This window comes from Kitasatospora sp. NPDC114501, from assembly GCF_055633695.1.
The window spans coordinates 18,235-36,758 of sequence record NZ_JBVKDS010000002.1 but is presented as its reverse complement, the minus strand read 5'-3'; the positions used below and the strand labels follow the sequence as shown (position 1 = coordinate 36,758).

General features: G+C 72.7%; 14 protein-coding genes and 1 tRNA gene. 1 reads left to right on the top strand and 14 read right to left on the bottom strand.

All coding sequences use genetic code 11. The annotated features are described in order from the left end of the window. Nucleotides 1-296 precede the first annotated feature (296 nt). The 8 genes from galE to ACZ7RU_RS03720 form a co-directional block, all read right to left on the bottom strand. Complete coding sequence (galE, locus tag ACZ7RU_RS03755) at nt 297-1,259, bottom strand: UDP-glucose 4-epimerase GalE (protein WP_470339345.1); 963 nt, start codon at nt 1,257-1,259, stop codon at nt 297-299. Between the two features lie 142 nt (nt 1,260-1,401). After that, nucleotides 1,402-2,070 (bottom strand): helix-turn-helix domain-containing protein, encoded by a 669-nt coding sequence (locus ACZ7RU_RS03750; RefSeq protein ID WP_470339344.1) that lies wholly within the window; start codon nt 2,068-2,070, stop codon nt 1,402-1,404. 170 nt (nt 2,071-2,240) lie between these two features. Further along, nucleotides 2,241-2,316 (bottom strand) — tRNA-Thr (locus ACZ7RU_RS03745). A 150-nt stretch (nt 2,317-2,466) separates the two neighbouring features. After that, entirely contained in the window at nt 2,467-3,822 is a 1,356-nt protein-coding gene (locus ACZ7RU_RS03740) for an MFS transporter (RefSeq protein ID WP_470339343.1), read from the bottom strand. A 161-nt stretch (nt 3,823-3,983) separates the two neighbouring features. Continuing rightward, on the bottom strand, nt 3,984-5,351 hold the full coding sequence (gene mycP / locus ACZ7RU_RS03735) for a type VII secretion-associated serine protease mycosin (RefSeq protein WP_470339342.1): 1,368 nt from the start codon (nt 5,349-5,351) through the stop codon (nt 3,984-3,986). 41 nt (nt 5,352-5,392) lie between these two features. Then, nucleotides 5,393-6,799 (bottom strand): S8 family serine peptidase, encoded by a 1,407-nt coding sequence (locus ACZ7RU_RS03730; protein WP_470339341.1) that lies wholly within the window; start codon nt 6,797-6,799, stop codon nt 5,393-5,395. Between the two features lie 99 nt (nt 6,800-6,898). Beyond that, on the bottom strand, nt 6,899-8,476 hold the full coding sequence (locus ACZ7RU_RS03725) for a hypothetical protein (protein ID WP_470339340.1): 1,578 nt from the start codon (nt 8,474-8,476) through the stop codon (nt 6,899-6,901). A gap of 70 nt (nt 8,477-8,546) precedes the next feature. Continuing rightward, nucleotides 8,547-9,029 carry a hypothetical protein gene (locus tag ACZ7RU_RS03720; RefSeq protein ID WP_470339339.1) on the bottom strand — a complete coding sequence of 161 codons (483 nt, stop codon included), beginning with the start codon at nt 9,027-9,029 and terminating at the stop codon, nt 8,547-8,549. Between the two features lie 544 nt (nt 9,030-9,573). Here ACZ7RU_RS03720 and ACZ7RU_RS03715 point away from each other — a divergent pair. After that, nucleotides 9,574-11,580, top strand: coding sequence for an FUSC family protein (locus ACZ7RU_RS03715; protein ID WP_470339338.1), 2,007 nt, complete (start codon nt 9,574-9,576; stop codon nt 11,578-11,580). Nucleotides 11,581-11,586: 6 nt separating this feature from the next. Here ACZ7RU_RS03715 and ACZ7RU_RS03710 read toward each other — a convergent pair whose 3' ends face one another. The 6 genes from ACZ7RU_RS03710 to ACZ7RU_RS03685 form a co-directional block, all read right to left on the bottom strand. Beyond that, nucleotides 11,587-13,434, bottom strand: a complete 1,848-nt coding sequence (locus ACZ7RU_RS03710) for an ABC-F family ATP-binding cassette domain-containing protein (protein ID WP_470339337.1) — start codon at nt 13,432-13,434, stop codon at nt 11,587-11,589. A gap of 120 nt (nt 13,435-13,554) precedes the next feature. Further along, nucleotides 13,555-14,472: a 4-(cytidine 5'-diphospho)-2-C-methyl-D-erythritol kinase gene (locus ACZ7RU_RS03705; RefSeq protein WP_470339336.1), complete on the bottom strand. Its 918-nt coding sequence runs from the start codon at nt 14,470-14,472 to the stop codon at nt 13,555-13,557. Next, nucleotides 14,469-15,386: a 16S rRNA (adenine(1518)-N(6)/adenine(1519)-N(6))-dimethyltransferase RsmA gene (gene rsmA, locus ACZ7RU_RS03700; protein ID WP_470339335.1), complete on the bottom strand. Its 918-nt coding sequence runs from the start codon at nt 15,384-15,386 to the stop codon at nt 14,469-14,471. Before rsmA ends, ACZ7RU_RS03705 begins: the two co-directional genes overlap by 4 nt. 69 nt (nt 15,387-15,455) lie before the next feature. Further along, the gene (locus ACZ7RU_RS03695; protein WP_470339334.1) at nt 15,456-16,334 is read right to left on the bottom strand and encodes a TatD family hydrolase; all 879 of its coding nucleotides are present in this window, start codon (nt 16,332-16,334) and stop codon (nt 15,456-15,458) included. A gap of 1 nt (nt 16,335) precedes the next feature. Further along, the gene (metG, locus tag ACZ7RU_RS03690; protein ID WP_470339333.1) at nt 16,336-17,958 is read right to left on the bottom strand and encodes a methionine--tRNA ligase; all 1,623 of its coding nucleotides are present in this window, start codon (nt 17,956-17,958) and stop codon (nt 16,336-16,338) included. An 85-nt stretch (nt 17,959-18,043) separates the two neighbouring features. Next, on the bottom strand, nt 18,044-18,469 hold the full coding sequence (locus ACZ7RU_RS03685; RefSeq protein WP_470339332.1) for a hypothetical protein: 426 nt from the start codon (nt 18,467-18,469) through the stop codon (nt 18,044-18,046). Nucleotides 18,470-18,524 lie beyond the last annotated feature (55 nt).

Here is an 18,524-nt window from a genome sequence, read left to right as displayed (position 1 = left end):
ACCGGTGGCCGGTGAGGCCGAACGGGCGCCGGCCCCCACCGGTACCGCACTCAGCCTACGGGGCGGCAAACGCGCTCGTGGCGATTCGGTGAAGTTTCGCCAGGAGGCGTGCGGCTGACCGGACTTGAGCCGTCGAGCGGCCGCCGCGGGGCACCGCTTCCGGGCGTTCCCGGTGCGGTGCCCCCGCGGCGGCGGGAGCCGGCCCGCCCCCAACCGGCGTCCGCTCGGCGGCGGTTGCCCAGCGGGCCGTTACCCGCCGGCCGCTACTCAGCGGCCGTCGCTCAGCGGGCCGTCGCTCAGCGGTCGTTCTTCGCCAGCGTGAACTTCCAGGCGTCGGCGACGATCTCGTCCAGGTCGGGGCGGCGCGGGGTCCAGCCGAGCGCCTCGTGGGCGCGGGCGGCCGAGGCCACCAGCACCGCCGGGTCGCCGGCCCGGCGGCCCTCGACCCGCACCGGGATCTCCCGACCGGTGACGCGCTTGACCGCCTCGATCACCTCGCGCACCGAGAAGCCGCTGCCGTTGCCCAGGTTGCAGATCAGGTGCTCGCCCGGCTCGGCCGCGTCCAGCGCCAGCAGGTGCGCCTCGGCCAGGTCGGCGACGTGGATGTAGTCGCGGATGCAGGTGCCGTCCGGCGTCGGGTAGTCGTCGCCGTACACCGCGATGTGCGGGCGCTGCCCCAGCGCGGCCTGGAAGACCAGCGGGATCAGGTGCGACTCGGGGTCGTGCCGCTCGCCGTACGCACCGTACGCGCCCGCCACGTTGAAGTAGCGCAGCGAGACGGCGGCCAGGCCGTGCGCGACCGCCTCACCGGTGATCAGGTGGTCCACCGCGAGCTTGGTGGCGCCGTAGGTGTTGGTCGGCGCGGTGCGCGCGGTCTCGGCGATCGGCACGGCCTCCGGCTCGCCGTAGGTGGCGGCGGTGGAGGAGAACACCAGCCTGCGCACGCCCGCCGCGCGCATCGCGCTGATCAGCTCCAGCGAGCCGGCCACGTTGTTGCGCCAGTACTTCTCCGGGTCCGCGACCGACTCGCCGACCTGCGAGCAGGCGGCGAAGTGCAGCACCCCGTCGAAGGAGCCGTCCAGCACCTTGTCGGCCTCCTGGATCCGGCCCTCGACGAACTCGGCACCGGCCGGAACGCCCTCGCGGAAACCGGTGGAGAGATCGTCCAGGACGGTCACCTGGTGCCCCGCCTCCAGCAGGTGGGCGGCGACCACGCTGCCGACGTAGCCGGCGCCACCCGTGACCAGGTACTTACTCATGTTGCGACCTCCAGCGAACGACGGTCCGCCCGGGCGGGCGGAAGCCGTCGACGGAAATGCGTACGACCGGGGTCATTCTCCCAATCGCACCGGGGTGCTCCGCACCACCCGGACGACTGCTTCCGGGCTCCCCGGCGGCTCCTCAGCCGCCGGCCATCCGTTCCAGCAGACCGGTGCGGGCCGCCACCGCGGCCGCCTCAAGCCGGGTCCGCGCGCCGAGCTTCATCAGCACCCGCTGGACGTGCGTCCGGGCGGTGCTGGCGGCGATCCGCATCCCGGCCGCGATCGCCGCGGTGTCCTCGCCGTCCGCGATCCGGGCCAGCACCTGCACCTCACGGCGGGTCAGCAGCCGCAGCAGCCGGACGGCCTCGTCGTCCGGTTCGGCCGCCGGGCACAGCAGTTGGTCGAAGGCGCCGCGCAGGATGTCCACCGCGACCGCGGCCTCGCCCGCGCGCGCCCGTCCGATGGCCCGCTCGACCACCTCGATCCGCTCGTCGCTGGGCACGTACCCGGCCGCACCGGCCGCGAACGCCCCCGCCACCCCCCGCAGTTCCCCCACCGGGCCGAGCACGATCACCGCCACCTCGGGGCGTTCCCGACGGATCCGGCGCAGCCCCTCGAAGGCACCCGACTCCCCCGGCGCGGCCACCCCCAGCAGACACACCTCGGGCCGCCGTCCGACCACCAGGTCGGCGGCGACCCCGGCCGGGGAACCGACCGCGAGCACCCGGTGGCCGCGCAGTTGCAGTGCGGTGGCCAGCGCCTCCGCCAACAGCCGGTGGTCGTCCACCACCACGAGTCGAACACCCATGACGCCCTCCCGGTCGGGGTTCGGCTCGTGCCCACGCCCCTCGGGCGGGCGGCCGATGACGCACCATCACAGCGCATTCCGTACCCGACCCGCTAGGCCGTGGCGTGTCGGCGGTACGGAACCGGCCGGAGAACGCGAAAGACCCCCGCCGGGAGGCGAGGGTCTTTCAGTGGAGCCCCCATGCGGAATCGAACCGCAGACCTTCTCCTTACCATGGAGACGCTCTACCGACTGAGCTATAGGGGCTTGCTCGCTTGCCCGGTGTCTCTCCGGGCCGCTCGAACAAGGAAGACATTACACGGCCCCGGGCCAGGAAGGGAAATCGGCCTCCGCTCCGCCCGCCCCGGCGCTCCCGGCCCCGGCCGGCCCGCTCGGCCGCCTCCGTACATCGCGCCGCTACGCCGCCGGGTCCGCCCCCCACCTGGGCATCCGCCGGCACCCGCCGTCCCGCGAACCGTCCACCGCCGCGAGCTCCGCGCCGGTGTTCTCCGGCAGCAGCCGCAGGCACCCCAGGGCCAGCACCCCCAGCACCGCCAGGTACCAGCCCACCGGCTGCGCCGTCCCGTACGCCCCGGTCAGCCGGGTCGCCACCAGCGGCGTCGTCGCCCCGCCGACCACCCCGCCCAGGTTGTACGTCAGCGCCGCGCCCGTGTAGCGCACCCGGGTCGGGAACAGCTCCGGCAGGAACGCCGCGAGCGGCCCGAACATGCCGCCCAGCACCACCATCGCCCCCGCCAGCCCGACGAACATCAGCGGCCGGCTCACCGTCTCCAGCAGCGGGAACAGCACCAGCGACCAGGCCGCCGCCAGCCCCGTCGCCCACCCCAGGGTCCGCCGCCGCCCCCAGCGGTCACTGCGCGAGGCGCTCAGCCACACCGTCGCCGCCATCCCCACCGCGCCGACCAGCAGCATCGACAGCACCAGCGTGCTCGCCACCCCGAGCCCGGTCGTCGCGTACGCCAGCGCGTACGTCGTGGTCAGGTAGAACAGCGCGTACCCCACGGTGATCGCCCCGCCGCCCGCCAGCACCGGGCGCCAGTGCTCGCGCAGCACCTCCAGCACCGGCAGCCGCTGCCGCCGCTCCCGCCGCTCCTCCGCCCGGAACAGCGGCGACTCCTCGAGCCGCAGTCGCACGAACAGCCCCACCGCGACCATGACCGACGAGGCCAGGAACGGCACCCGCCAACCCCACGCACGGAACACCCCTTCGTCCAGGCCGAGTTGCAGCGCCAGGAACACCCCGTTCGCCAGCACGAACCCGATCGTCGGGCCCAGCTGCAGAAACCCCCCGTACCGCCCCCGCCGACCGGCCGGGGCGTTCTCCGCGATCAGCAGCGCCGCCCCGCCCCACTCCCCGCCCAACCCGACGCCCTGACACACCCGCAGCACCACCAGCACCCCCGGCGCCCACCACCCCCACACCGCGAACCCCGGCAGCAGCCCCACCGCCGCCGTCGCCAGCCCCATCAGCAGCAGCGACACCACCAGCGTCGTCCTGCGCCCCACCCGGTCCCCGAAGTGCCCGAACACCACCGCCCCCACCGGCCGGGCCAGGAACGCCACCGCGTACACCGAGAACGCCGCCAACAGCGCCCCCACGGTGCCCAACCCGGGAAAGAACACCGGCCCGAACACCAACGCGGCCGCCGTCCCGTAAATGAAGAAGTCGTAGAACTCGATCGCCGTCCCGATCAGCGCCGCGGCCGCCGCCCGCCGCACCTGCCCGACCCGCCAAGCATCCTCCGCATCCATACCGCCAACCCTCGCCACCCCCACCCACCCCCACCAGCCCCCACCCGAGTGACCTCGGCGCACACCCCCCGCCCCACGCCCCCGACACGCGCGAGGGCGCCAGGTCCCCCTGGCGCCCTCGCATGTGTCGGCCTGCGTCGCGGCCCACGTCGTGTCCGCGACTACCTCGCGTACGGGTTGTCCTCCGGCGGCACCGGCGGCTGGTACGACGGCGGAGGCGGGGGCACCGCCCCCGTCGGCTGCTGCGACGGCACCGGCGGCACCTGGGCCGCGTCAGGCTGCGGCTGTGCGACCGGCTTCCGCCGGCGCCGCATCACGACGACCACCACACCGGCCACCAGCACCAGCCCGGCCACCACACCCGCCACGATCGGCAACGTGCTGCTGCCCGACCCCGACGACTTCCCCGCCTGAGGCTGCGCCGTCGGCGCTCCCACCGCCACATCAGTCGGGCTTTCAGCCGGACTCGGCACCGACGACACCGGGGCTGACGCGCTCGCCGAAGGCGACGGAACCGCCGGCGGCGCGGCCATGTCAACCGAGAGTGGCGACACGTTCGCAGGGCCTGGATCCCCCGGGTCCGTCAAGGCAATACGCGGTCGCACCGCTCCGTAACCGATGAGGTCGTTGCGGCTGGACCCGTCATTCGGTTTCCCCGCGGTGTTGATGAGAACCCTCAGGACCTGGTTCGCCGTCCAGTCCGGATGCAGCGACCACACCAAGGCCGCCGAGGCGGAAACCAGGGCGGTCGCGTCCGAGGTGCCGTGGCCCTTGCAGTACCCGGTCGCGCTTGTGCAGGCGCCGATCATGTCCATACCGGGGGCGACAAAGACGACCTGCGGCCCCCGCTCGGACTCAGCGGTGACCGTGCCATTGCGGTCCGACGCGCCTACCCCGACCACGTTGGGCAGGGCTCCCGGATATTCGACGACGTTCCCCTTATCGCCGGAGTTTCCAACACTGGAGACCACCAGCGAACCCTTGGTTCGAGCCCACGCCAAGATCTTGTTCAACTTCTCCACATCAGCCGAAGAAGTCGTAACGGCGGCGGTCCCCTGCGAAATGTTGATGACCTTGGCGCCCTGCTCAACCGCATATGTCACCGCCTGCCCGATCTGGTCCAGGAAATCAGCCGAAACGACGGCGTGTTCGGATCCGTTGGCGATCTTCAAGGGAAGAATCTTCGCGCGGGGCGCAAGGCCGTATGCCCCCTTACCGCCATCCGATTTCCCGGTCCCCGCGATGAGGCTGGCCATCTGCGTGCCGTGGCCGTCCGCATAGGAACCGACGCCACCCGGGCTTCCACTGAAATCCTTACCCGGAAGGAACTGACCGGCCAAGTCCGGGTGGTCCAGTTTGAAGCCATCGTCGATCACAGCAACCGTGATGTTCTCCCCTTTGGAGATATTCCACATCTCGGGGGCATGCATGGCATCAAGATGCCACTGATCGGCACGAATCGAGCCATCGGCCATGGCCGGCGTCGCCGCTGCCCCCACCACGCACAGGCCCGCGCCGCCAAGCGCCACAAGCCGACGAACCCACCTCAACGGTCCCCCAAGACCTTGAACTACCTCGCGTACGGGTTGTCCTCCGGCGGCACCGGCGGCTGGTACGACGGCGGAAGCGGGGGCACCGCCCCCGTCGGCTGCTGCGACGGCACCGGCGGCACCTGGGCCGCGTCAGGCTGCGGCTGTGCGCCCGGCTTCCGCCGGCGCCGCATCACGACGACCACCACACCGGCCACCAGCACCAGCCCGGCCACCACACCCGCCACGATCGGCAACGTGCTGCTGCCCGACCCCGACGACTTCCCCGCCTGAGGCTGCGCCGTCGGCGCTCCCACCGCCACTTCAGTCGGGCTTTCAGCCGGACTCGGCACCGACGACACCGGGGCTGACGCGCTCGCCGAAGGCAACGGGGCCGCCGACGGCGCAGCCGAGCCGACCGGAAGCGGCGACACATTCGCAGGGCCTGGATCCCCCGGGTCCGTCAAGGCAATACGCGGTCGCACCGCACCGTAACCGATGAGGTCGTTGCGACCAGCCCCATCATTCGCCTTCCCGGCGGTATTGATGAGCACTCGCAGGACCTGGTTCCCCGTCCAGTCCGGATGTGCCGCCCACACCAGCGCCGCAGAGGCCGACGCCACGGCGGTCGAGTCCGACGTGCCGTGACTCTTGCAGTACCCCGTGGACGAAGTGCAAGCCGCAACCATATCCATGCCTGGCGCGATAAACGCCACCTGCGGGCCCCGCTCCGACTCCGCCGTAACGGTTCCGTTTCGATCCGAGGCTCCGACGCCAATCACTCCGGGGAGCGCTCCGGGATACTCGACCGGATTTCCCTTCTCGGCTTCATTGCCGACGCTGGCGAACACCAGAACGCCCTTGCCCCTGGCCGCCGCGATGATCCCGTTCAACTTCGCCACATCCGCCGGGAAAGCAGTTACCGCGTCAATCCCCTGTGAAATGTTGACGACCTTCGCGCCCTGGTCAACTGCATAGGCGATGGACTGCCCGATCTGATCAAGGAAGTCGGTCGAAACGAGCGTCCCGACCTTTCCGGAATTGATTTTCAATGGAAGGATCTTGACGCCAGGAGCCACTCCCAGTGCGCCGGTCCCCGCGTTCCCCTTCCCGGTCCCGGCGATGAGGCTGGAGATGCCCGTGCCGTGGCCGTCCGCGAAGGACCCCACACCGCCGGGACTTCCGCTGAAGTCCTTACCCGGCAGAAACTGCCCGTCCAGATCGGGATGGTCCAGCTTGAAGCCGCTGTCGACCACCGCAACCGTGATGCCCTGACCCTTGGTGACCTTCCACATCTCCGGGGCGTGCATCGCCTCCAGATGCCACTGCTGCTGCCGAATCGTGTCCTCGGCAACCGCGGGTGCTGCGATCGGGCCGACCACGATTCCTGCCGCCAGAAGCGCCGCAGCAGCAGCCCGCCAACGCGATCGCGCGCTCGTCCGCCCCATCACAACTCCTCGTCAATCTCTCCGTCGACCGGGAAGCGTGCCCCGAACAGGACTGCCCGGCCACTGGGGATGCCCAGTGGCCGGGCAGTCGTTGCCGTCCTACTCAATCACGTCCGGGTTGCTGTGCGGCGTACCGCTGGTCCAGGTCTCCTCGTCCTCGTGCAGGTAGTCGGCCCGCTTGCGGCGGTCGCGCTCGTTGCGGCCGCCGTGGCCCGCCGCTCCGGGAGCCATCATGCCGTTCTGCCTGGACTGGGCGCCGCCCTCACCGGCTCCCGCCGCGCGGTTGCGCAGACCGGTGCCGCCGGGCGTGAACTCCCCGCCCGCGGTCGGTCCCTTGCGACCGCCGACCGTCCCGCCGGTGGTCGAGGACAGGCCCCGGCCGCGCGAGCCGCCGCCGGCGCCGACCGCACCACCGTGGGCACCGCCCATGCCGGCGTGCATGCCGCCCATGCCGGGCCCACCGGTCCGGCCGCCGCCCGGCCCCGCCTCGCGGTTGCCGAAGACCGTCCCGCTGGGCAGCCCCGGGGTACCGCTCTTGCCCTGCCCCGGCGTTCCGACGAACGGGGACGTCCGCGGCTGGACCTGGCCGCCGCCCTTGCTCGGGAGGGTTCCGCCGCCCGGTCCGACCGGGAAGCTCGGAACCGGGCCGCCATTCGGGATACCAGGTCCGTTGCTCGGACCGCTTGGGCCGCTCGGGTAGCCAGGAAGGCCGGTCGGCCCGTCCGTCGGCAGCTGGCCGCCGCCGGGGCCGTACGGGCCGGTCTGGGTCGGCAGGGTGGGCAGGCTGTTGATGTCGGTGCCGGGACGATTCACCGGGTCCGACGGGTAGGACGGCGGGATCGAGCCCCCGGGGCCCTGCGGCGCGGGCGGGAGCTGGCCGCCACTGTGCGACGGGGGCGTGGTGCTGCCCGTACCGGACGGCCCGGGGCCGCCCGAGCCCGGGTCACGGGGCAGGACCTTTCCGCCGCCGTAGCTTCCGCCGCCGGACGGGCTGGAACCGTCGCTGCTTCCACCACTCAAACGGGGACTGCGAACTGATCCGCCGGAGCCCACCGACCCGCCGGTACCGCCCGAAATTGTCGACGAATCGTGCTTATCTGCGCCGGCACCAGGCGTCCCGGGCAGCACCACGTCCGCAGGAATCCCGTTCAGCGTGGTCGTCGCCGCGTTGTACGCCTGTGCCAGCTTCTCCATCTGGAGAACGGCTTCCTGGTGCTCCTTCTCGACCTTCGCCTTGGCCTGGTTGAACTCCGCCGCAGTCACCCAGTTGGGGTTGACCGACTTCATGTACTGGTCGGCGGTCTGGCCGACGGCGAGCTGGGGGATGCTGAGCAGGTTCGACTGGCTGTTGTGCTTGTTGACCGTCTGGATCTCGGTCTGCGGAGGCTCCGGCACGGCGACCTTGGCGGTGCTGAGCGCCTCGCCGGCCTGGTGCATCGCGTTGCCCGCGGTCGTGGCGTGTTCGCCGATGATCTGCGCCGACTGCTGCAGGTTGTTCACCCAGGTCTTGAAGCTCTCGGCAGCCGGACCTTCCCAGGTCACGTTGCCGACATGCGACTTGAGCGCCGTGCTCAGTTCCTTCAGCACCCGGCCGGCCGACTGCAGCTGGGTGCCGCGGCTCAGGACCGTCGCCGGATCCGTGCTGGACACCATCTTGCGCAGGTGGGCGTGTTCCAAGCTTTCGAAATTCGTGCTGGCTGACACTACTTGCTCCCCGTCTCCCCGTAGAACTCTCCCCAGGCGGCCATCAGTACCTGCCGTCGCCCGACCCCGACGCCGGCGTGGTGACACCCGCGTTCTTCGCGACGGAGTTCTGCGCGGCCGTCGTGTGGTCCTCGTTGGTCACGTAGTTGCTCGCGGTCTGCGAGACCGCCGTCTGCATCGCCTGGATCTGCGCCGCGAAGTCCTTGTGCAGCTGGACGAGCTGGCCGTGGACCTTCTCGTAGGCGGTGGTCAGGGCCGTCGCCTCGGCGAACTCCGCGCTCGCGAAGCTCTTGCTCGTCAGCTTCTGCTGCTGGAGCTTGTACGGCGCGGCCGCCGAGCCCTCCATCGCGGCGAGCAGCGCTTCGACCTTCCCGGCGAACGTCCGGAGCGTATCGAGCTCGATCTGGACGTTCTGCTTGCCGAAGGCCGACACCAGGTCACTGGCGCTGCCGTTCGTCTGGATGGTGCTGACGATGGGGGCGAGGTTGATCCCGCCCAGCGGCCACGGAAGCTTCTGATCCAGCATGAACGGAGCCGTGTCGCCGGCGCCCGGGTCGGTACCCGACGGGCTCGGCGCCGGGCTGGACGCCGGGGTGGACGTCGGGCTGGGCGCGGGACTCGCCGAAGGGCTGGGCGAGGGGTTCGCCGACGGACTCGGCGAAGGGCTCGGCGAAGGAGTCGCCGTCGGCGACGGACTGGGCGACGGACTCGCCGAAGGGGTCGGCGTCCCCGAACTAGTTGCATTGCCTGCCACAGCAGTTCACCTCTCCCCCGTACGGCCGGTCGCGCCCGGGGCGCCCGGGGCGGCTCCGGCCGCAACACACCGTCAACTTCTGGTTCGTACCGTCCTGGTCGGTGCACCGTCCGCCCTGTGGACGGTTTCCGCCTCCGTCATCGTAGCCACCACCTCTGTCGGACCGGCAGGGACCTTGGCCCGCCCGTACGCGATCGGTACGAACTTGACACGTACGAGCCGCCCGGCCGGCCCTGGGTAGACTGACCCGGTACGCCCCATCTGCCGCGCAATGTCGCACAGCAGCGACCCGAGGCCGCAGAACGGACGTGACCGCGTGAGCTCCCTCGACGCCTCCCATTCCCCCTGGTGGGCCCGTGCCGTACGGCCGGCGCGGCCGCCGGTGCCGGTGGCGCTGATGGTGCGGGCGGCGGTGGGCATGGCGGTGCCGCTGGCGGTGGGGCTGCTGGTGCACCGGCTGGATCTGGGGGTGTTCGCCGGGCTCGGGGCGATGCACGCGACGATGAACGACCGGGCGGAGCCGGGCGGGCTGCGGGCCGCCCGGATCGGGACGGCCGTGCTCGCCTCCGCGGTCGGCATGCTGATCGGTACCGCTCTCCAGCACGCCGACGCGGACGGCCTCGTCCTGGGTGCCGCGCTGACGTCGACCGCCTTCGCCTCGGGCGCGCTGAGTGCGACGGGTCCGCGCGGTTCGGCGGCCGGGATGCTGCTGCTGGTGTCGGCGGCGCTGGGCAGTGGGATGCCGCTGCCGCAGCCGTGGTGGGCGGCGGCGCCGATGCTGCTGGCCGGGGCCCTGTTCGTGGTGCTGCTGGGGCTGCCGGCGGGTGCGCCGAGCCGACTGGCCGCGGATCCGCGCAACCGGGCGCTGGCGGCCGCGTACGACGCGCTCGGCCGTACGCTCGCCGATCTGGGCGGTCCGCGGGCCGCCGCCTCGCGCCAGGTGCTGACGGCCCGGCTGAACCAGCTCCAGGACCTCCTCGGTACGACGCGTCCGACCCGCCGCAGCCGCCGAACCCACCAGGACCGCCAGAACCGCCACGACCGCCGCGCCCGGATGTACGAGGCCGCCCTCGCCGCCACCGAGGCGGCGACCGGCCTGCTGTGGGCCCGCCGCCCCGTCCCGCCGGAGGTGGCCGAGGTGCCGAACCGGCTGGCGGCCGCCGTACGGCAGGGCGGCGGCGAGGTCGCCGTCCCCGACTGGCGGCCCGACACCCCCTCCCGGCAGGCCCTGGACGTGGCCCTGCGCGCCGCCGCCGACACCGTGGCCGGCCGCGACACCCGGCTCGGCACCGCCCCCGCGCCGCCGCCGGACCCGTGGCGGCTGCGGGCGCGGCTGCTGTCCCGGGGGTCGGTCCGGTACGGGCTGCGGGTCGCGCTGTGCATCGCGGTCGGCTCGGCGGTCACCGCCAACTTCCCGCTCAGCAAGAGCTACTGGGTGCCGATGACGATCGCCTTCGTGCTCAAGCCGGACCTCGGCTCGGTGTTCCTGCGCGCGGTGAGCCGCTCGGTCGGCACGGTGCTCGGGGTGGCCGTGACGGCGGCGCTGCTCATGGCCACCACCGACGAGTGGGCACTGACCGCGATGGCCGCCGGCTGCGTGGCCCTGCTCCCGTACGCCACGGCGGCGCACTACGGGCTGAACACCGTGGTGATGACGCCGATGGCGCTGGTCCTGTTGCAGCTCGGCGGGCAGAGCAGCGCCGCCGAGTTCTGGCCGCGGGTCCTGGACACCGTGCTGGCCAGCGCGATCGTCCTGCTCTTCGGCTACCTGCTGTGGCCGGAGCGTCCGCGCCACCGGATCGAACCCGAGCTGGTCGAGGCGGCCTCGGCGCTACGGGCCTACCTCGACGCCGTCGTCGAGAACGCCACCACCGGGAACGCGGCATCCGACGACGACACCGACGCCGCCGCCCGGCACGGCAACGCCCAGGTGTGGCTGCGCCGTACGGCCTACCGGTCGCTGGCGGACGCCCGCCAGGAGGTGCGGCAGGGACTGTCCGAGCCGCCGCCCACCGGCCGGCTGGCCGAGCGGTGGCTGCCGGCGACGGCGGCGCTGGAACGGCTGGGCGGCGCGGTGGCGGCCTTCGCCGCGCAGATCCGCTACGGCGGCCGGGTGCCGGACCCGGCCGAGGTCGACCGAGTGCGGCGCGCACTGGACGAACTGACCGCCGCCGCCCGGGCGCACCGTCCGCCGTCCGCCCCGGCGAACGACGGGACGGACCGGGCGCCCCGTCCGACCACCCCGCACGACCCGACGCGCAGCGCACTGGGCCGGGCCGCGGAGGAGCTCGAAACGCTCCTCCGCACCCGGCCCGACGGGTGACCGGGCTCAGACCTGCTCGGCCAGCTCCAGCCAGCTCATCTCCAGCTCCTCCTTCTCGTCCCGGACCGCTCGCAGCTGCGTGTCCAGTTCGGCGACCTTGGAGAAGTCGGCGGCGTGCTCGGCGAGTTGCGCGTGCAGCTTGGACTCCTTCTCGTCCAGCTTGGCGATCTGCCGCTCCAGCTTCTGCATCTCCTTCTTCGCCGTCCGCAGGTCCCCGCCGGACAGCGCCGGAGCAGCACCGTCGGCGGCCGGGGCACCCGACCCGCCCGCGGCGCCCGCCCCACCCGGAGCAGCAGCGCGCGCCGCGGCGGCCGCGGCGGCCATCCGGGCCCGGCGCTCCAGGTACTCGTCGACGCCGTTCGGCAGCATCCGCATCCGCTTGTCGCCGAGCAGCGCCTGGACGGTGTCCGTGGTGCGCTCGATGAAGAAGCGGTCGTGGCTGATGACGATCATCGAGCCGGGCCAGCCGTCCAGCAGGTCCTCCAGCTGGTTGAGCGTCTCGATGTCCAGGTCGTTGGTGGGCTCGTCCAGGAACAGCACGTTGGGCTCGTCCATCAGCAGCCGCAGCAGCTGGAGCCGGCGCCGCTCGCCGCCGGACAGGTCGCCGACCGGCGTCCACTGCTTGTCCTTGCCGAAGCCGAACTGCTCGCACAGCTGGCCGGCGCTCATCTCCCGGCCCTTGCCGAGGTCGACCCGCGAGCGGACCTGCTCGACGGCCTGGAGCACCCGGGTCGTCGGGTCCAGTTCGGCGACCTCCTGCGACAGGTAGGCCAGCCGCACGGTCTTGCCGACCTTGATGACGCCGGACGCGGGCTGGACGTCGCCCTCGCTCGCGTACGCGTCGCGCAGCGCGCGCAGCAGCGAGGTCTTGCCGGCGCCGTTGACGCCGAGCAGGCCGATCCGGTCGCCGGGGCCGAGCTGCCAGGTGACGTTCTCCAGCAGCAGCTTCGGGCCGGCCTTGACGGTCACGTCCTCCAGCTCGAAGACCGTCTTCCCGAGCCGCGCGTTGGCGAACTTCATCAGCTCGGACTTGTCGCGCGGGTCCGGCACGTCCGCGATCAGGGCGTTGGCGGCCTCGATCCGGTAGCGCGGCTTGGAGGTGCGGGCGGGGGCGCCGCGGCGCAGCCAGGCGAGCTCCTTGCGGGCCAGGTTCTGGCGCTTCTGCTCCTCGACGGCCTCGATCCGGGAGCGTTCGGCGCGGGCGAAGACGTAGTCGGAGTAGCCGCCCTCGTACTCGTGCACCTCGCCGTTCTGGACGTCCCACATCCGGGTGCAGACCTGGTCGAGGAACCAGCGGTCGTGGGTGACGCAGACCAGCGCGGAGCGGCGCTTCTGGAGGTGTTCGGCGAGCCAGTTGATGCCCTCGACGTCGAGGTGGTTGGTGGGCTCGTCGAGGACGATCAGGTCGGGCGAGCCGAGCAGCAGCTTGGCGAGGGCGATCCGGCGGCGCTCACCGCCGGAGAGCGGGCCGATGACGGTGTCCAGGCCGTCGGCGAAGCCGGGGAGGTCGAGGCCGCCGAAGAGGCCCTCGATGATGTCGCGGATGCGGGCGTCGCCGAGCCACTCGTGGTCGGCCCGGTCGGCGATCACCTCGTGCCGGATGGTGGCCGTCGGGTCGAGCGAGTCGTGCTGGGTGAGGACGGCCATCTGGAGCCCGCCGGAGTGGGTGATCCGGCCGCCGTCGGGTTCCTCCAGCTTGGCGAGCATCCGGATGAGGGTGGTCTTGCCGTCGCCGTTGCGGCCGACGACGCCGATCCGGTCGCCCTCGCTGACGCCCAGGCTGACCCCGTCCAGCAGGGCACGGGTGCCGTAGACCTTCGTGACGGACTCGATGGTGGCGAGGTTGACGGCCACGTGTGCTGCGCTCCTGGGTTCGGCGGTCGCGGGGCGGCCCGCCGCTCGGCGGTCGGGCACCCCTGTCGGGACACCCCGATCTCTCCAGCCTAATGGGCCCGCCGGAGCGGCTTCACCGCGTCAGCCGACGACGGACGCCCCCGGCACCGGCCCGTGGGTGGCGTGCGCGGTCCGGCAGGTGCCGGAGGCCCGCAGCGCGTCGGCCACCGCGGCGGCGGCCTCGGCGTCCTTGGCCAGGAAGGCGCAGGTCGGCCCGGAGCCGGAGACCAGAGCCCCGAGCGCGCCCGCCTCGGTGCCGGCCCGCAGGGTGGCGGCGAGCGCGGGGCGCAGCGAGAGCGCGGCGGGCTGGAGGTCGTTGGCGAGCGCGGCGGCCAGGGCGACGGCGTCGCCCTCGGCGAGGGCGGCGAGCAGGGCCGGGTCGGCGTCGGGGGTGGGGACGTCGGCGGCGCCGGAGCCGGTGCCGGCCTCCTCGCGCAGCCGGTCGCACTCGCGGAACACGGCGGGGGTGGACAGGCCGCCCTCGGCGACCGCGAAGACCCAGTGGAAGGTGCCCTCGACGGCCAGCGGTTCCAGGATCTCCCCCCGGCCGCGGCCCAGTGCGACGCCGCCGAGCAGGGCGAACGGCACGTCGGAGCCGAGTTCGGCGGCCAGCTCCAGCAGCACCGGCAGCGGGGTGCCCAGCTGCCAGAGCGCGTCGCAGGCGACCAGGGCCGCCGCGCCGTCGGCGCTGCCGCCGGCCATCCCGCCGGCCACCGGGATGGCCTTGGCGATGTGCAGGTGCACGCCCGGGTCGGCGATGCCGTGGTGGGCGGCGAGCAGCCGGGCGGCGCGGGCGGCGAGGTTGCTGTCGTCCAGCGGGACGACGGCGGCGTCCGGGCCGGTGCAGCCGAGCGTCACGCCCTCCCCCGCGGTGGCGGTGACCTCGTCCCCGAGGGCGACGGCGAAGAAGACGTTGGCCAGGTCGTGGAAGCCGTCGGCGCGCAGCCCGCCGACCCCCAGCTGGACGTTGACCTTGGCCGGTACCCGTACGGTGATCACTCGCTGTCCTCCGCGGGTTCCTTCCCGCTGTCCTTCGCGGCGTCCTTCGCGGGCTTGTGCTCGGCGATCGCAGCGAACTGCTCCACCGTCAGCATCTCGCCGCGCAGCTTGTGGTCGATGCCGGCCGCGGCGAGCGCCTGCTCGGCCCCGGCGGCGGAGCCGGCCCAGCCGGCCAGCGCGGCGCGCAGGGTCTTGCGCCGCTGGGCGAACGCGGCGTCGACGACCGCGAACACCTCCGCGCGGCTGGCGCTGGTCCTCGGCGGCTCGCGGCGGATCAGCGAGACCAGCCCGGAGTCGACGTTGGGGGCGGGCCAGAACACGTTCCGCCCGATGGCGCCGGCCCGCTTCACGTCGGCGTACCAGTTGGCCTTGACCGACGGTACGCCGTACACCTTGTTGCCCGGCTTGGCGGCGAGCCGGTCGGCGACCTCGCTCTGCACCATCACCAGGGTCCGCTCGATGCTGGGGAAGGTCGCCAGCATGTGCAGCAGGACGGGCACCGCGACGTTGTACGGGAGGTTGGCGACCAGCGCGGTGGGCGCCGGCCCGGGCAGCTCGGTGACCTCCATGGCGTCGCTGAACACCAGGTCGAAGGCGTCCGCCTTGCCGGGCATCCGGGCCGCGACGGTGTCCGGCAGGTGCCGGGCCAGCACCGGGTCGATCTCGACCGCGGTCACGTGCCGCGCCACTTCCAGCAGCGCCAGCGTGAGCGAGCCGAGCCCGGGCCCGACCTCCACCACGGCGTCCTGCTCCGTCACGTCGGCGGCCCGGACGATCCGCCGCACGGTGTTGCCGTCGATGACGAAGTTCTGCCCGCGCTGCTTGGTCGGCTTCACGCCGAACGCGGCGGCCAGCTCACGGATGTCGGCGGCGCCCAGCAGGTGGCTGTCAGGGGTGGGGTCGGTGGTGCTCACGCGCCAAGGATACGGGCGCGGGGGGCGCCGTCCGGACGCGCCGATCCGGACGGGGCCCCGGCCTCGTGCTCAGTACCCGAAGGCGCGCGCGGTGTTCTCCGCGATGGCCGCCGACAGCTCGTCCTCGTGCAGCCCCAGCGACGCGGCCATCGAGCGCACCGTGACCGGGATCAGGTACGGGGCGTTCGGGCGGCCCCGGTAGGGGTGCGGGGTGAGGAACGGGGCGTCGGTCTCGACCAGGATCCGGTCCAGCGGGGTGGCGAGCAGGGCGTCGCGCAGCGGCTGGTTGGCCTTGAAGGTGACCGGGCCGGCGAAGGAGAGGTACCAGCCGTGCTCGGCGCAGGTCTTGGCCATGTCCGCGTCGCCGGAGTAGCAGTGGAAGACCGTCCGCTCCGGGGCGCCCTCCGCCAGCAGGACGGCGATGACGTCCTCGTGGGCGTCCCGGTCGTGGATGACCAGGGCCTTGCCGTGCCGCTTGGCCATCTCGATGTGGCGGCGGAACGACTCCTTCTGGATCTCCACGCCCTCCGGGCCGGTGCGGAAGTAGTCCAGGCCGGTCTCGCCGACCGCCAGCACCTGCGGCAGTGCGGCGAGCCGGTCGATCTCGGCGAGCGCCTCGTCCAGCGCGGCGGCGCCGCCGGCCTTCCGCTGCTGCCCGGACCAGCCGTCCGCGTCGCCGAGGAAGATCCGCGGCGCCTCGTTCGGGTGCAGGGCGACGGCCGCGTGCACCTGCTCGTACTGCGCCGCCAGTTCGGCGGCCCAGCGCGAGCCGGGCACGTCGCAGCCCACCTGGACCACCGTGGTGACCCCGACCGAGGCGGCCTTGGCCAGGCCCTCGGCCGGGGTGCCGGACTGCATGTCGAGGTGGGTGTGCGAGTCGGCCACCGCCACCGCCAGCGGTTCCGGCAGCGGCGGCGGGGTCGACCGGGCGTCGTCCTTGGCGGCCATGTCAGGCGGTCGGCTTCTCTTCGAGGCGCGGGAAGAGGATCTCGCCCTTGGTGACGGTGGCACCGGCGGGCAGCCGGCCCCAGTCGGCGACGGTGGCGACGGTCTGCGCGGAGAGCGTGCCCAGCCCGGCGGCCTCGGCGCCCAGCGAGGTCCACAGCTTCTCGGCGGTGGACGGCATCACCGGGTTGAGCAGGACCGCGGTGGCGCGCAGCGCCTCGGCGGCGGTGTAGAGGATGGTCGCGAGGCGGGCCCGGCCCTCCTCGGAGCCGTCCTTGGCGACCTTCCACGGCTCCTGCTCGGTGAGGTAGCCGTTGACCTGCTTGACGAACTCGAAGATCGCCGCGAGGCCGCCGGCGAAGTCCAGCTCCTCGCCGATCTTCCGGTCGGCCGTCTCGACGGCCCTGGCGAGCCCGTCGGCGATCGCCTGCTCGGCTTCGCCGTGCGCGGCCGAGGCCGGCAGCGCCCCGTCGAAGTACTTGCCGACCATCGCGGCGACCCGGGAGGCCAGGTTGCCGAAGTCGTTGGCCAGCTCGGAGGTGTACCGGGCGGTGAAGTCCTCCCAGGAGAACGAGCCGTCGGTGCCGAACGGGATCGCCCGCAGGAAGTAGTAGCGGTACGCGTCCACGCCGAAGTGCGAGGTGAGGTCGGTGGGCGCGATGCCGGTCAGGTTGGACTTGGACATCTTCTCGCCGCCGACCATCAGCCAGCCGTTGGCGACGACCCGCTTGGGCAGCGGCAGCCCGGCGGCCATCAGCATGGCGGGCCAGATGACGGCGTGGAACCGCAGGATGTCCTTGCCGACCAGGTGGACCGAGGCGGGCCACAGCTCGGCGAAGCGCTCCGGGTCGCTGCCGTAGCCGGCCGCGGTGATGTAGTTCTGCAGGGCGTCGACCCACACGTAGAGGACGTGCTTCTCGTCCCAGGGCAGCGGCACGCCCCAGTCGAAGGTGGAGCGGGAGATCGAGAGGTCCTTGAGGTCCTGCTCGACGAAGCGCAGCACCTCGTTGCGGGCCGAGGCCGGCTGGATGAAGTCCGGGTTCGCCGCGTAGAACTCCAGCAGCCGCGGGCCGTAGGCGGAGAGGCGGAAGAAGTAGTTCTCCTCCTCCAGCCACTCGACCGGCCGCTTGTGGACGGAGCAGAGCTTCTCGTCCTCGGTCGCGCCGTCGAGCAGCTCGGACGGGAGCTTGAACTCCTCGCAGCCGACGCAGTACGGGCCGGAGTAGCCGCCCTTGTAGATCTCGCCCTTGTCGAACAGGTCCTGGACGAACTCCTGCACCCGGGCGGTGTGCCGCTCCTCGGTGGTGCGGATGAAGTCGTCGTTGGCGATCTCCAGGTGCTCCCAGAGCGGCTTCCAGGCCTCTTCGACCAGCTTGTCGCACCACTCCTGCGGGCTGACGCCGTTCGCCTCGGCGGTCCGCATGATCTTCTGACCGTGCTCGTCGGTGCCGGTCAGGTACCACACCTTCTCGCCGCGCTGGCGGTGCCAGCGGGTGAGGACGTCGCCCGCCACGGTGGTGTACGCGTGGCCCAGGTGGGGGCGATCGTTGACGTAGTAGATCGGGGTGGAAACGTAGTACGCCGGGGCGCTCGCCCCGGTGGTGCTGTGGTCTGCAGTGGCCGCCATGGTCGGAAAGCTTAGTCGGGCGGGCGGACCGCCCTCGACCGAGTTCTCTCCCGGCCGGGGGCGGTCCCTTCTCCGTCGCCCGGTGTCAGCCCAGCAGCCGCGACCAGAACCGGGCCCAGCGTCCGCGCGGCCGGACGGGCTCGGCCACCGGGGGCGTCCCGGCCGGCTCGGCGTGCGCCGGGTAGCCGGGGGCGTGGTGCCGCGGCTGGTCCGCGGAGGCCACCCGGCCCTCGCGCATGATCCGTACGGTGTGGCCGCCGCATCCCGGGCAGGTCGGCTTGAGCAGCGGGGACGGCACCCGGACGCCGTTGGCGTGGTACTCGAACACGACGTGCCCGTCCTTGGCGACGTGGTGCTCGATGTCGTACGCCTGCTCCCAGCCGTACCCGCAGCGCAGGCACGCGAAGGAGTAGGCCTCCCGTACGGTCTCGACGGGAGTGTGCGGCCGGCCGGCCAGACCGGCGGTGCTCAGTGCGCTGCCACTGCGGGGGCTACCGACAACATCACTCATGGCCGTCTCCCAGCGCCCGCCGGACGCTCGTCCGGCTGGGTCTTTCCGTTCCAGG

Bases quoted from the DNA above. Each gene is read 5' to 3' on its own strand.
- galE (WP_470339345.1), bottom strand. From the start codon at position 1,259: ATGAGTAAGTACCTGGTCACGGGTGGCGCCGGCTACGTCGGCAGCGTG.
- ACZ7RU_RS03750 (WP_470339344.1), bottom strand. From the start codon at position 2,070: ATGGGTGTTCGACTCGTGGTGGTGGACGACCACCGGCTGTTGGCGGAG.
- ACZ7RU_RS03740 (WP_470339343.1), bottom strand. From the start codon at position 3,822: ATGGATGCGGAGGATGCTTGGCGGGTCGGGCAGGTGCGGCGGGCGGCG.
- ACZ7RU_RS03730 (WP_470339341.1), bottom strand. From the start codon at position 6,799: ATGGGGCGGACGAGCGCGCGATCGCGTTGGCGGGCTGCTGCTGCGGCG.
- ACZ7RU_RS03720 (WP_470339339.1), bottom strand. From the start codon at position 9,029: ATGCTGGATCAGAAGCTTCCGTGGCCGCTGGGCGGGATCAACCTCGCC.
- ACZ7RU_RS03695 (WP_470339334.1), bottom strand. From the start codon at position 16,334: ATGGCCGCCAAGGACGACGCCCGGTCGACCCCGCCGCCGCTGCCGGAA.
- metG (WP_470339333.1), bottom strand. From the start codon at position 17,958: ATGGCGGCCACTGCAGACCACAGCACCACCGGGGCGAGCGCCCCGGCG.
- ACZ7RU_RS03685 (WP_470339332.1), bottom strand. From the start codon at position 18,469: ATGAGTGATGTTGTCGGTAGCCCCCGCAGTGGCAGCGCACTGAGCACC.